We start from the raw sequence: 13,361 nt of genomic DNA, 5'->3' as shown, positions 1-13,361 counted from the left end.
ATTCGACACTATAACGTAATAACTTACGCCTCCCCTCCCCCTACGTGAGGTGACGCCGCCGCACTCTATTTGAGGCTGCAGGCGACGGGCATTTTTTATAGTCTCCATTTCATCTGAAGCCAGGGCCTCGGCGCCCTCAAGACTGTCACGCGGCGACAGATCCGCAGCAACGCCGGAAGTCCATTTTTAGGCTATTGAGTTCTAAAATTTCGCCTCGAATTGCCCAGGCGAGGATTAAAAATCGGTAACAATTCGCTTACCGCAGTGGAAAACCCGCAAACGACGCCTGTGGCGGCAAATGATTCGTCAGGCGGCTGCGGCGACCACGCGGTTGCGGCCGGTATTCTTGGCCTCGTAAAGCGCGAGATCGGCCTGCTTCATCAGCTGGTCCGGGGTCAGCACGGCTGCAATCCGCGAGGCGATGCCGAAGGACGCGGTGACGTTCAGCGCCTCACCGGCGTGTTTCAGCATGAAGGGAGCGCTTTCGATCGCCGCGCGCAGGCGCTCGGCGACGGTGGCGGCAATTTCCGGCGAGGTGTCGGGCATCACGACGACGAATTCCTCGCCGCCGTAACGGCAGGCGAGGTCCGCACCGCGAATGGTCGAACGGACGCGGTTTGCAAATTCCCGCAGCACTTCGTCGCCGCCGTCATGGCCATAGGTGTCGTTTACCTGCTTGAAGCGATCGATATCGGTGATCAGCACCGAAAGCGGCCTGCCCCGCGCCATTGAACGGTTGAAGAGCACATTCAGGTGGTTGTCGAGATAGCGCCTGTTGTAAAGGCCGGTCAGCGGATCGGTCACGGCAAGCTCGATCGTCTGCTTGACGCTGGCGCGCAGGCGGTCGTTGTAGCGCTTGCGGCGGATCTGCGTCAGGCTGCGGGCAAGCAGTTCGTTGGGATCGACCGGGCGGATGATGTAATCGTTGACGCCGAGATCGAGTGCGCGCACCACCATCTCGTCAGCCCCCTGCTCGGTGATGATCAGGATCGGCAGGAAGCGTGTGCGCTCCAGCGAGCGCAGCTGCGAGCAGAGGCGAAGCGGATCGTAATCGTCGAAGTTGGCGTTGACGATGACGAGATCGAAGGCGCTCTCGGCCGCCTCGAACAGGGCGGCCTGCGGATCGGAAAGGGCAAGCACGTCGGCGACGGGCTTCAGCGCCTTGATGATGCGCTCCTGCGAATTCGCGCGGCCGTCGACGAGTAGGACCTGAGCGGTTTCGTCGGCGCGGCCCTCGCCTGCCCGCGTGAGGTCGTCGATGCCCATCGTATGGGCGGTGTCGGCGCGAATGCGCAGCTCATCGCTCAGCGTCTTTAACCGTAGCAGGCTCTTCACCCGCGAGATCAGCTGCAGATCGTTGACCGGCTTGGTGAGGAAATCGTCGGCGCCGGCCTTCAGGCCGCGCACGCGATCGGCCGGCTGGTCGAGCGCGGTGACCATGACGACGGGAATATGGGCGGTCTTCTGGCTGGCCTTCAGCCGCTCGCAGACTTCGAAACCGTCTATCCCGGGCATCATGATGTCGAGCAGGATGAGATCGACCTGGTTGCGCTCGCAGATCGCCAGCGCCGTGTGGCCGTCGGCTGCGGTCATCACGTCGAAATATTCCGCGAGCAGCCGCGCTTCGAGCAGCTTCACATTGGCCGGAATATCGTCAACCACCAGTATTCGCGCAGTCATAATTGTCTTTCCGATGCGTCAGGCATCGCCCAGATAGGTCTTGATCGTCTCGATGAATTTCGGAACCGAGATCGGCTTGGAAACATAGGCCTCGCAACCGCCCTGGCGGATCCGCTCCTCGTCGCCCTTCATCGCGAAAGCCGTGACGGCGATGACGGGAATCACGTGCAGCTCGTCGTCTTCCTTCAGCCATTTCGTGACTTCGAGGCCGGAGACCTCGGGAAGCTGAATATCCATCAGGATGAGGTCGGGGCGATGCTTGCGCGCCAGATCCAGCGCCTCCATGCCGTTTCTGGTCTGGATCGTGGTATAGCCGGACGCCTCGATGAGGTCGCGAAAGAGCTTCATGTTGAGCTCGTTATCTTCTACAATCATCACCTGTTTGGGCATGACAAGCTGTCCCTACGTCCGTTCGCGCAGCTGTTCGTCCCATGGGAAAGGCACATGCGGACAATAGCTCCGTGAAACCGATAGCGCACGCTACCGGTATTTGGTTGAAGAAAAGGTAACTTACCCCTCGAAATGCAAAGCAACTTCAAGACTTCGAAACAACCGGCCGCCGACCCGCACGCAACCGCGATCGCCGTGCTCGGCTGGCTTGCCGACGATCCCGACATGTTCGGCCGCTTCCTTGCGCTCACGGGTGTTGCGCCCGGCCAGGTGCGCAGCGCCGTCAACGATCCGGGATTCCTCGCCGGCATGATGGATTTCCTGATGAACCACGAACCGACGGCATTGGCCTTCTGCGCGGCGAGCGGCATAAGCCCGGAGACGGTAACCGCCGCCTGGCAGCATTTCTCGTCGCCGGGCCTCGATTCCGGAGAATACTGACCGTGACCTCCGGGGAATTCGACATCTCGCATATCCGCCTCGGCGAACGGCCGTTGATCGTCTGTGACGTCGACGACGTCGTGCTGCAGTTCATCGGTCCCTTCCAGCTTTTCCTTGAGAGCCAGGGTCACGCGTTTCTGCCGCGCTCGTTCAAGCTTCATGGCAACATCGTCTCGCAAGCTGATGGCACGGAGATCGAGGATCAGCAGGTCAGCCGGCTGATCGAGGAATTCTTCGCAGCGCAGGAGCAGTGGCAGACCCCGCTCGACCGCGTCGTCGAAACGCTCGACCAGCTTTCGCAAGAGGCGGATGTGCTTTTCCTGACGGCCATGCAGCCGCGGTTCCAGGAGCAGCGCCGTCGCCTGCTCGACAGGATCGGCCTGCTCTTTCCGTTGCTTGCCACCGAAGAGCCCAAGGGGCCGATCGTTCACGCCTTGCATGCCAGCCGCTCCCTTCCCGTCGTCTTCATCGATGATATGGCGCGCAATCTGCATTCCGTCAGGGATCACGTCGCCGATTGCCTGCTGATTCACCTGATGCCGAACTCGCCCGTCCATCGTTTCGCACCGGCGGCGGCCGACGACATCACCCGCGCCGCCGACTGGGCGCATGCGGCCGAGCTCATCCAAGCGCATTTTCTGTCCGGCACGGTCGGTCGCGCAGTTCCAGCCGCATGAGCGGGCGGCCGTCCTTGCGCCGCGCCACCGTCTCGAAACCGGCTGCATCGAAGATCGCCGTCGAGCCGATGCAGAGCGTCACCGATTTCGACTGCTTCACATGATCGATCGGACAGGCTTCCAGCCGCCGCGCGCCATGGCGCCGCGCATGATCGATCGCGGCGGCGAGCAGGCGATGGCTCATTCCCTTGCCGCGCAGCTTGGGCAGCAGGAAGAAGCAGCTGACGGCCCAGTTCGACGGATCACGCGCATCGCCCTCCTCCAGCGGCCGCGAGACGGTGCGCGGCGAATTGAATTGCGGTACGTCATGGCGCGGCCCGACCTGTACCCAGGCGACCGGCGCGCCATCGGCATAACAGAGAATGCCCGGCGGCGGGCCTGCTTTGATCCGATCTCGCATATGCGCCCTGCGCTCATCGGCAGCCATCCCAGTCCTCGTTGCATGCGGCAAGCGCAGCGCCACGCACCAGCAATTACAGAAAGCCCCCTGCGACCCGAACAGGGTTTCGAAGTCGTCCCAGCGCTCTGACGTGACCGGTTCGAAACGAAGACCATTATCCAAAGGCAAAGCTTCCCCCTCTCTTGTGACTCGCAAGCTTAAGGCGTAATGTCCTGGCGTTCAATCTTTGTTCTCATCATGACACCCGCGCCCGACAAGACAACCGGCTTCTGTCGCGACTGCCTTGCCGAGCAGAAGGGCGAGGCGCGCCGATGCATTTCCTGCGGCAGCCCCCGCCTCGTACGCCATCGCGAGCTCTACGCATTGACGCTTGCACATATCGATTGCGACGCCTTCTATGCGGCCGTGGAGAAACGCGACAATCCGGAACTTGCCGATAAGCCTGTGATCATCGGCGGCGGCAAACGCGGCGTCGTCTCCACCGCCTGCTATATCGCCCGCATCCACGGCGTGCGTTCGGCGATGCCGATGTTCAAGGCGCTGGAGGCATGCCCGCAGGCGATCGTCATCCGCCCCGACATGGAGAAATATGTCCGGGTGGGGCGGCAGGTGCGAGCACTGATGCAGGAGCTGACGCCGCTGGTACAGCCGCTGTCGATCGACGAGGCCTTTCTGGAGCTTGGCGGCACCGAGAGACTGCATCACGATCCGCCGGCGCGCACGCTCGCCAAATTCGCCCGCCGTATCGAAAAGGAGATCGGCATCACCGTTTCGGTCGGGCTTTCCTATTGCAAATTCCTCGCCAAGGTCGCCTCCGACCTGCAGAAGCCGCGCGGCTTTTCCGTCATCGGGCGCGAAGAAGCAGTCGAATTCCTGGCGCCGCGTCCCGTCACCACGATCTGGGGCGTCGGCAAAGCGTTTGCGGCGACGCTCGAGGCGGACGGCATCCGCACCATCGGCCAGTTGCAGCAGATGGAGGAAAACGACCTGATGCGCCGCTACGGCAGCATCGGCCAGCGGCTCGCCCGGCTGTCGCGCGGGATCGACGACCGTGAAGTGCATCTCAACGATGCGGCCAAGAGCGTTTCTGCCGAGACCACCTTCTTCGACGACATCTGGCGTTATGACGATCTGGTGCCGATCCTGCGTAACCTCTCCGAAAAGGTTTCCTGGCGGCTGAAGAAAAACGGCATTGCCGGCCAGACGGTGGTGCTGAAGATGAAGAGCGCCGATTTCAAATCGCGCACCCGCAACCGCAAGCTCGAAGACCCGACCCAGCTTGCCGACAGGATCTTCCGCACCGGGCTCGAGCTTCTCGAAAAAGAGACCGACGGCACGAAGTTCCGTCTGCTCGGCATCGGCGTCACCGATCTCGGCGATGCCGCCCGCGCCGATCCGCCTGATCTCATCGACCGGCAATCGGGCCGGCGGGCGGCCGCCGAAGCGGCGATGGACAAGCTGCGCGACAAATTCGGCAAGAACACGGTCGAGACCGGCTACACCTTCGGCAGCGGCAAGCGCGATCACTAACACGTGAGTTCGCTCGGCCGCTCCGCCTATAAAATCTTCCTTAAACTTCGTCCCATAATGTCCCGGACCAGTATTGCGTATGGTTGGGTATCATGTTCTCGCGTCTCGTCTTCGGCCTCGGCTTGCTGTCGGCCACCGCACTCGTGCACCCTGCTCTTGCTGCAGATGCGCGCACGCTGCAGATCATCGTCTCGAAGGACAAGCAGTCGCTTGCGGTCTATGACGGCACCGAGGTCGTCGCGACCTCGAAAGTCTCGACCGGCAAGGACGGGCACACGACACCGAGCGGCATCTTCTCGGTGCTCGAAAAGCAGAAATACCACGAATCCAATCTCTATTCAGCGGCGCCGATGCCGTTTATGCAACGGCTGACCTGGTCCGGCATTGCGCTGCACGAATCCAATTCCGTGCCGCGTTATCCGGCCTCGCATGGCTGCGTGCGCATGCCCGGCGCCTTTGCCAAAATGCTCTACGGGATGACGGAGCCCGGCATCCCCGTCATCATCAGCGACGGCGAAGTGGTGCCGCAACCGATCGACCATCCGACCCTTTTCCATCCCGACGCACCGGTGCCGATGCCGCTGCTTTCGGATGCCGAGTTGCGGCCCTCCATGCCCGACAGCCCCGAAAAACCGGTGCAGGTGGCAATGAACGACACGGCTGCGATGCCGATGCCGGCAATACAGCCGGCCGCAACACCCGCAGCCGAGCCGCCGTCCGAACCGATCAGCATGCTGATCACCCGCCGCACGCTGCGCGAGACGGTGATCGACATCCAAACCCTGCTCAGTCAGCTCGGCTTTTCCGCCGGTAATCCGGACGGCGTGCTCGGTCCGTCGACCGTGCAGGCGATCAGGGCCTTCAGGGCGCTGCGGCCGGCGGAGTTTGCCGGCGACAGGAGCCTGGTCTCCGACACGCTACTCAAGGAAGTTTATGCCGCAACTGGCAAGGGTGCGCCGCCGAACGGCATCATCATGGTGCGCCAGGCCTTCAAGCCGATCTTCGAAGCGCCGGTGACGATCGCCGATCCCGGACTGGCGCTCGGCACGCATTTCTTCACGCTGCATGCGGTCAATGAAAAGGCCGGCACGGCAGACTGGCTCGGCATCACGCTCGAGAACAATCTCCCCCGCGAGACGATGAAGCGGCTTGGCATCACCAATCAGGAAAGCTCGATTGTCACAGGCAGGCCGATCGCCCGTTCGCTCAGCCGCATTACGATCCCCGACGAAACCCGCCGCAGGATCGACGCGCTGATCGCGCCCGGCTCGACGCTGACGATCTCCGATACCGGCCTAGGCCGCGAGACCGGCGAAGGCACGGATTTCATCACCATCACCCGCGGGTGATGAGCTCTTTGTTTTATGCATGTCGTTATCCCGGAACCGCTGCACACTTCCGGGCGACATGCACTACAGCGCCGCGCGTCTTTTCACACGCGCAAAGGACGCTGTAACCTTTTGAATCTACGCATCGTGCTTTCCGAAAATCGATTCCGATTTTCGGCCCATGCGCTAATCAGACAAGCTCGACATCGACAACGCCGGGGGCGGCGCGAAGGGCGGCGGCGATCTCCGGGGTGATGCGGTATTTCTCCGACAGCGCCACTTCCACCTCGCGTTTGCCGTCCTCCTTGATGACGATGAAGGAAACGAGGCCGTCGCCCTTGGCGTTCAGATGGCCGGCGACCATCTTCAGCGGTCCGGAATCTCTGATATAGACGCGCAGCGCCTTCTGCATCTGCAGCGACTTTTCCTCCAGCGACTGGATCGTCTGGATGCGCAGGCCGATGCCCTCCGGCCGCTCCTCCCCCGTCGCGGTCAGCACGAAGGATTTTCCCGACTCGAGCATGTCGCGATACTGGTTCAGCATTTCCGAAAACAGCACCGCTTCGAACTGGCCGGACGAATCCGAAAAGACGATGATGCCCATCTTGTTGCCGGTGCGGGTCTTGCGCTCCTGCTTGGAGATGACGGTGCCTGCAAGCCGCGCATTGGCCGCGCCCTGTTTGATCGCTTGGGAAAATTCGGCAAAGGTCTGCACCCGCATCTTCTGCAGGATGTTGTTGTAGGAATCGAGCGGGTGGGCTGTCAGATAAAAGCCCAGCACCTGGAATTCCTTGAGCAGCCGCTCGGAGGGGAGCCAGGGCGAGAACGGCGGCAGGGAGATCTTCTCAGGCCCCGTGGTCAACGTACTGCCGAAAATGTCCGACTGGCCGCTCAGCTTGTTCTCCTGGGCGCGCTGGGCATAACCGAGGATGCGGTCGAGGCCGGCTGCAAGGTGGGCGCGGTCCATATCGAAACAATCGAAGGCGCCGGCATAGATCAGGCTTTCGAGCACGCGGCGATTGACCTGACGCGGATCGATGCGCAGGCAGAAATCTTCGATGCCGGCGAACGGCTTATCGCCACGCACCTCGACGATGTGGTCGACGGCGGATTCGCCGACGCCCTTGAGGGCGGCGAGCGCGTAATAGATGCGGTTGTCGCCGGTTTCGAAATGGCGGAAGGAGGTCTGCACCGAGGGTGCGATCACTTCGATGCCCAAGCGCTTGGCGTCCTGACGGAAATCATTGACCTTTTCCGTATTGGACATGTCGAGCGTCATCGAGGCGGCGAGGAATTCGACCGGATAATGCGCCTTCATGTAGGCCGTCTGATAGGAGACGATGGCGTAGGCGGCGGCATGCGACTTGTTGAAGCCGTAATTGGCGAACTTCGCCAGCAGTTCGAAGATGTTGTCGGCCTGCGGCTTCGAGACGCCGTTCTTGACGGCGCCGACGACGAAGCGCTCGCGCTGCTGGTCCATCTCGGCCTTGATCTTCTTGCCCATGGCGCGGCGCAGAAGGTCGGCTTCACCCAGCGAGTAACCGGACAGCACCTGGGCGATCTGCATCACCTGTTCCTGATAGACGATAACCCCTTGAGTTTCCTTGAGCAGGTGGTCGATCATCGGATGGATCGATTCCAGCTCCTCGTCGCCGTGCTTGCGGGCATTGTAGGTCGGGATGTTCTCCATCGGGCCTGGACGATAGAGCGCCACCAGCGCGATGATGTCCTCGATGCAGTCCGGCTTCATGCCGATCAGCGCCTTGCGCATGCCGGCACTTTCCACCTGGAACACACCGACCGTCTCGCCGCGCGACAGCATCTCGTAGGTCCTCTTGTCGTCGAGAGGAATGGCCGCGAGATCGACCTTGATGCCGAGCTTGGCGACGAAATCGACGGCGACCTTCAGCACCGTCAGCGTCTTCAGGCCGAGGAAGTCGAACTTGACCAGGCCCGCCTGCTCCACCCATTTCATGTTGAACTGGGTGACTGGCATATCCGAGCGCGGATCGCGATACATCGGCACAAGCTTGGACAGCGGCCGATCGCCGATGACGATGCCGGCGGCATGCGTCGAGGCGTGGCGGTAAAGCCCCTCGATCTTCTGGGCGATGTCGAGCAGGCGCGCGACCACGGGTTCTTTCGCCGCCTCCTCCTGCAGCTTCGGCTCCTCCTCGATCGCCTTCGACAGCGGCGTCGGATTGGCCGGGTTGTTCGGCACCAGTTTGCAGATCTTGTCGACCTGGCCATAGGGCATCTCAAGCACGCGGCCGACGTCGCGAAGGGCGGCGCGCGCCTGCAGCGAACCGAAGGTGATGATCTGCGCCACCTGCTCGCGGCCATACTTGGCCTGGACGTAGCGGATCACCTCTTCGCGGCGGTCCTGGCAGAAGTCGATGTCGAAGTCCGGCATCGAGACGCGTTCGGGATTGAGGAAGCGCTCGAACAGCAGCGAAAACCGCAAGGGATCGACATCGGTGATCGTCAAGGCGTAGGCGACCAACGAGCCGGCGCCCGAACCGCGGCCCGGGCCGACCGGAATATCATGCTGCTTGGCCCATTTGATGAAGTCGGCAACGATCAGGAAGTAACCGGGAAAACGCATGCGCTCGATAACGCTGAGCTCGAAATCCAGCCGCTCGCGATAGTCCTTTTCCTCGTAACCCGGCGACATGCCAAGCGTTGCAAGCCGCATGTCCAGTCCTTCGACCGCCTGGCGGCGCAACTCGCTCGCCTCGGCGCGTTCGGCCTCCTCGGCGTCGTCGGTCGCACCGGTGAAGCGCGGCAGGATCGGCTTGCGCGTCTTCAGCACGAAGGAGCAACGCTTGGCGATCTCGATCGTATTTTCCAGCGCTTCCGGCAGGTCGGCGAAGAGCTTGACCATCTCGGCCCGGCTCTTCAGATAGTGGTCCGGCGTCAGACGAAAGCGGCTGTCGTCGGAGACGATGGCGTTGTGAGCGACCGCCATCAGCGCATCATGGGCGTCGTAATCGTCGCGTGTCGGGAAGAAGGCCTCGTTGGTTGCAACCAGCGGCAGGTCGTGGGCATAGGCGAGCCCGACGATCTTCTGTTCGTGCCGCTTGTCGTAGGTGCCGTGCCGCTGCAGCTCGACATAGAGCCTGTCGCCGAAGAGACGCTTCAGCAGGAGCAGCCGGGCTTCCGCCTGGGCGGGATGGCCTTCCTTGATCGCCATGTCAACTGGCCCGGTCGGGGCGCCGGTCAAGGCGATCAGCCCTTCCGTGCCGGCCTCTGCCAGCCAGGAGGCGTTGATATGAACGGCCTGGTTGCTTTCGCCGCCGAGATAGGCGCGGCTGACGAGATCGACGAGCCGTTCGTAACCGGCATCCGTCGCGGCGAGAAGAACGATTGACGGCAGCTTGACCAGGGCCTGGTGGCCGCCGCGCTTTTCGGTTTCCAACCCGTCTCCCATGTCGATGGAGACCTGGCAGCCGATGATCGGCTGCAGGCCCTCGTCCATCGCCTTCTGGGAGAATTCGAGGGCGACGAACAGATTGTTGGTGTCGGTAATCGCAATCGCCGGCTGGCTATCGCCGGTCGCCTTGTAGAGAATCTTCTTCAGAGGCAGAGCACCCTCAAGAAGCGAATAGGCGGAATGGACCCTCAGGTGGATGAAACCCGGCGTGCCGCCGGTCGCCTCACCCGTTGAACCCTTTGCCGTATCCGCCATGACATGCCTTCCCAATCACCCGAATGAATCGGACGCATTGTCGGCATAGAGGGCGATGATGTCCAGAAGAAGTCCCGCGTCCGGACCGCATGAGTGCCACGCGGTCCCCTGAAAATTTCAGATCGCCATCACGATCAGCGAGAAGCTGGCAACGAACATTGCGATGGAGGTGAATGCTGCGATATCACGGATCATGTCAGTCATTTGGCTCTCCTTTACTCGTTATGTTTTCACTTTGTTCGATGTATGTTCCGTTGTCAACAGGAATCTTTTCCTTCTTTGTTGCGTTTGGAAAATGCCGAATTCGCGTCTGCGAATCGCTGAGAACCGGCACTCGACGGTGATCGGCGGCAACTTGCCCTTCTTCCTCCTCTGAGCGCGCTCTTAATTTTCGGCTTATGTTCTTCATTTGTTCTTTACATGTCGCAGCATATTTGCCAGCATCGGGCTGAGAGGAGAGCAACATGCTCGACATTGCGATGCTGAATGAATTCGTCGTGGAGGCGAAGGCCGCGACCTATGTCGGCGGCGGCGTGCCGCGCGCGCCATGCCGGCCGGGTTCCCACGATATCGGCTACGAACGCGGTGGTTGGCGCTATCTCGACAGCTATTTCGGCGGCACCGATTTCGCCGGGCAGGAAGTGGTGTGGTTTGCCGGCGAGCCCGTCTGGGCGATGAATTATTTCGGCTGCGTCAACGCGCCTGATCTCATCGACGGCGCAGCAGCCGGAGCGGTGATCAAGGCGGCACTTTCGGCGATGTACCGAGAGGGCCGGTTTCTGGGCGGCATGGAATTCGATCATTCGTTCGGCCGCTATATCGACCACAGCGACGGCGGCTGCGCGCGGTTCAACGGCCAGGAATGCATCTTGGTCGAGGGCCGGAGGGCCTATGTGCTCGACTATCGCGGCGGGCTGATCATCCCCTGACCGCGGTCCGCCCGGTCAAAAATGTGAACTAAGTGTTAATATCCCGCGAGGAGGTCGGCGAGATCAGCCCCATCCGCCTGCCGGCACCGACCGGGGTCGAGCCACGGGTCTCGACCCGTCCTTCGGACCCCCGCTGGCGGGGCGAAGGGACCGTGCCGCGTCCTCTCCGTTCCCCGCCTACTCGCCCCGTTTACGGGGGGCAGCAGGACGGGGCAAGACGAGTGGTTCGATCCCGGTAGATTAGCGTGAACGGCAGTGATTGGCGTCAACCGGACAGCCATGGACCGCAGTCTCAAAAATCGACGATCTTGCCGTCGGAGATCGTCACGCGCCGATCCATGCGGCGGGCGAGTTCGTGATTGTGGGTGGCGATGAGGGCGGCAAGGCCGGACTGACGCACCAGCGCTTCCAGCGCGTCGAAGACGTAGCTTGCCGTTTCAGGGTCGAGATTGCCTGTGGGCTCGTCGGCGAGAAGCAGGGCCGGCGCATTGGCGACGGCGCGGGCGATCGCGACGCGCTGCTGTTCGCCGCCGGAAAGCTCTCCCGGACGATGGGCGCCGCGATGGCCGATGCGCATATAATCGAGAAGCTGGCCGGCCCGCTCTCCGGCTTCCTTCCAGGACAGCCCGGCGATCAGCTGCGGCATCATGATGTTCTCAAGCGCCGAGAATTCCGGCAGCAGGTGGTGGAACTGGTAGACGAAGCCGATTTCGCTGCGGCGGATCGCCGTGCGTTTATCGTCGCTCAGGCCATCGCAGGCATGGCCGTTGATGGTGACTTCACCGCCGTCCGGATGTTCCAGCAGACCGGCGACATGCAGCAGCGTCGATTTGCCGGTGCCGGAGGGGGCGACGAGAGCGACGATTTCGCCTTTCGATATCGAAAAATCCGCACCCTTCAGGATCGGGAGCAGCGTATCGCCCTGCCCGTAATGGCGCTCGACGCCGGTAAGCTTGAGAACGACGTTGCGTTTCATGAAGGCGGCATTCCTTATTCGTAGCGCAGGGCCTGCACCGGATCGAGCTTTGAGGCACGCCAGGCGGGGAAAATGGTCGCAATGAAGGAGAGCGTCAGCGCCATGACGACGATCGAGATCGTTTCGCTGAGATCCATTTCTGCCGGCAGCTGGCTGAGGAAATAGACCTGCGGATTGAAGAGCACGGTGCCCGATATCCAGGAGAAGAACTGGCGGACGGATTCGATGTTGACGCAGACGAGAACGCCGAGCAGAACGCCGGCAACGGTGCCGACGATGCCGATCGCCGCTCCGGTCATGAAGAAGATGCGCATGATCGCGCCGGCACTGGCGCCCATGGTGCGCAGGATGGCGATATCGCTGCCCTTGTCCTTCACCAGCATGATGAGGCCGGAGATGATGTTCAACGCCGCGACAAGCACGATCAGCGTCAGGATCATGAACATGACGTTGCGCTCGACCTGGAGTGCCGAGAAGAAGGTCTGGTTGCGCTGGCGCCAGTCGGTGATGGCGATCTGGCGGCCGGCCGCCTCCTCCACCTTGGGCCTGAGAGCGTCGATATCGTCGGGATTGTCGACGAAAAGCTCGATCGACTGCACCAGCCCCTCGGCATTGAAATAGAGTTGTGCTTCCTCGAGCGGCATGAAGATGATCGAGGAATCATATTCCGACATGCCGATCTCGAAAAGGCCTGAGATCTTGTAGGACTTGATGCGTGGGCTGACGCCCATCGGCGTGATGTCACCGTCTGGCGACGTCAGCGTAATGAGATCACCGACACGCAGGCCCAACTGGTCGGCCATGCGGGTGCCGATCAGCACGCCGTCGCCGGAGGCATACCCCACCATATCGCCTGATTTGATGTTGTCGGAGATCGTCTTGAGCTTGGTCAAGTCGTCGGCGCGGGCGCCGCGCACCAGCGCGCCGGTGCTGCCACCGGCCTGGGCGGAAGCCAACACCTGGCCTTCCACCAGCGGCAGCGCCATCTTGACGCCGGGCACGGCGGCGAGCTTGCTAGCGAGGGCGGGATAATCGGTGAAGGGGCCGTCGACCGGCTGGACGATCATGTGACCGTTAATGCCGAGGATACGCGAGACGAGCTCGGTGCGGAAGCCGTTCATGACGGCCATGACGATGATCAGCGTCGCAACGCCGAGCATGATGCCGACAAAGGAAAAGCCGGCGATCACCGAGATGAACGCCTCCTTGCGGCGGGCGCGCAGATAGCGCCACGCCACGAGGCGTTCGAAGGTGGAAAATGGCTTGCCAGCCGGACCCAAGCCGGATTTTGAACTCCGGTCCACTGCTGCCTCTGCCATTTC

The 13,361-nt window shown here is 61.9% G+C and carries 12 protein-coding genes; 5 read left to right on the top strand and 7 right to left on the bottom strand.

From position 1 onward, the window contains the following. Positions 1-306 precede the first annotated feature (306 nt). Both QMO82_RS08540 and QMO82_RS08535 read right to left on the bottom strand, forming a co-directional pair. Positions 307-1,680 carry a PleD family two-component system response regulator gene (locus QMO82_RS08540; RefSeq protein ID WP_183606548.1) on the bottom strand — a complete coding sequence of 458 codons (1,374 nt, stop codon included), beginning with the start codon at positions 1,678-1,680 and terminating at the stop codon, positions 307-309. Between the two features lie 18 nt (positions 1,681-1,698). Beyond that, on the bottom strand, positions 1,699-2,070 hold the full coding sequence (locus tag QMO82_RS08535; RefSeq protein ID WP_003547430.1) for a response regulator: 372 nt from the start codon (positions 2,068-2,070) through the stop codon (positions 1,699-1,701). 132 nt (positions 2,071-2,202) lie between these two features. Between QMO82_RS08535 and QMO82_RS08530 the strand changes: the two genes are divergently transcribed. Continuing rightward, complete coding sequence (locus QMO82_RS08530; RefSeq protein WP_183606547.1) at positions 2,203-2,511, top strand: DUF3572 domain-containing protein; 309 nt, start codon at positions 2,203-2,205, stop codon at positions 2,509-2,511. Positions 2,512-2,513: 2 nt separating this feature from the next. Continuing rightward, complete coding sequence (locus QMO82_RS08525; RefSeq protein ID WP_183606546.1) at positions 2,514-3,188, top strand: hypothetical protein; 675 nt, start codon at positions 2,514-2,516, stop codon at positions 3,186-3,188. On the opposite strand, the gene QMO82_RS08520 is transcribed toward QMO82_RS08525, so the two are convergent. Next, a complete protein-coding gene (locus QMO82_RS08520; RefSeq protein WP_183606545.1) occupies positions 3,133-3,750 on the bottom strand; it encodes a GNAT family N-acetyltransferase in 618 nt (205 codons plus the stop codon). The two genes, QMO82_RS08525 and QMO82_RS08520, sit on opposite strands and share 56 nt — an antisense overlap. Before the next feature lie 75 nt (positions 3,751-3,825). On the opposite strand from QMO82_RS08520, the gene QMO82_RS08515 reads away from it, so the two are divergent. Together QMO82_RS08515 and QMO82_RS08510 are read left to right on the top strand one after the other, a co-directional pair. Beyond that, positions 3,826-5,118 (top strand): DNA polymerase IV, encoded by a 1,293-nt coding sequence (locus QMO82_RS08515; protein ID WP_183606677.1) that lies wholly within the window; start codon positions 3,826-3,828, stop codon positions 5,116-5,118. A gap of 92 nt (positions 5,119-5,210) precedes the next feature. After that, positions 5,211-6,467: a L,D-transpeptidase family protein gene (locus QMO82_RS08510; RefSeq protein WP_183606544.1), complete on the top strand. Its 1,257-nt coding sequence runs from the start codon at positions 5,211-5,213 to the stop codon at positions 6,465-6,467. A gap of 169 nt (positions 6,468-6,636) precedes the next feature. Here the strand turns inward: QMO82_RS08510 and dnaE are convergent, their stop codons facing one another. Next, positions 6,637-10,134 carry a DNA polymerase III subunit alpha gene (gene dnaE / locus QMO82_RS08505; protein WP_183606543.1) on the bottom strand — a complete coding sequence of 1,166 codons (3,498 nt, stop codon included), beginning with the start codon at positions 10,132-10,134 and terminating at the stop codon, positions 6,637-6,639. Positions 10,135-10,330: 196 nt separating this feature from the next. Further along, the gene (locus QMO82_RS08500; protein WP_183606542.1) at positions 10,331-10,600 is read right to left on the bottom strand and encodes a hypothetical protein; all 270 of its coding nucleotides are present in this window, start codon (positions 10,598-10,600) and stop codon (positions 10,331-10,333) included. Here QMO82_RS08500 and QMO82_RS08495 point away from each other — a divergent pair. Continuing rightward, positions 10,599-11,063, top strand: a complete 465-nt coding sequence (locus QMO82_RS08495; RefSeq protein WP_183606541.1) for a DUF5680 domain-containing protein — start codon at positions 10,599-10,601, stop codon at positions 11,061-11,063. The genes QMO82_RS08500 and QMO82_RS08495 overlap by 2 nt on opposite strands. A 292-nt stretch (positions 11,064-11,355) precedes the next feature. Here QMO82_RS08495 and QMO82_RS08490 read toward each other — a convergent pair whose 3' ends face one another. Both QMO82_RS08490 and QMO82_RS08485 read right to left on the bottom strand, forming a co-directional pair. Further along, positions 11,356-12,039 carry an ABC transporter ATP-binding protein gene (locus QMO82_RS08490; protein WP_097617665.1) on the bottom strand — a complete coding sequence of 228 codons (684 nt, stop codon included), beginning with the start codon at positions 12,037-12,039 and terminating at the stop codon, positions 11,356-11,358. Positions 12,040-12,053: 14 nt separating this feature from the next. Then, positions 12,054-13,358 (bottom strand): lipoprotein-releasing ABC transporter permease subunit, encoded by a 1,305-nt coding sequence (locus QMO82_RS08485; RefSeq protein WP_183606540.1) that lies wholly within the window; start codon positions 13,356-13,358, stop codon positions 12,054-12,056. Between the last annotated feature and the right edge of the window lie 3 nt (positions 13,359-13,361).

Origin of the sequence: Rhizobium sp. BT04 (assembly GCF_030053135.1) — a bacterium.
Lineage (GTDB): Bacteria > Pseudomonadota > Alphaproteobacteria > Rhizobiales > Rhizobiaceae > Rhizobium > Rhizobium binxianense.
This window is presented reverse-complemented; position numbering and strand designations above follow the sequence as displayed.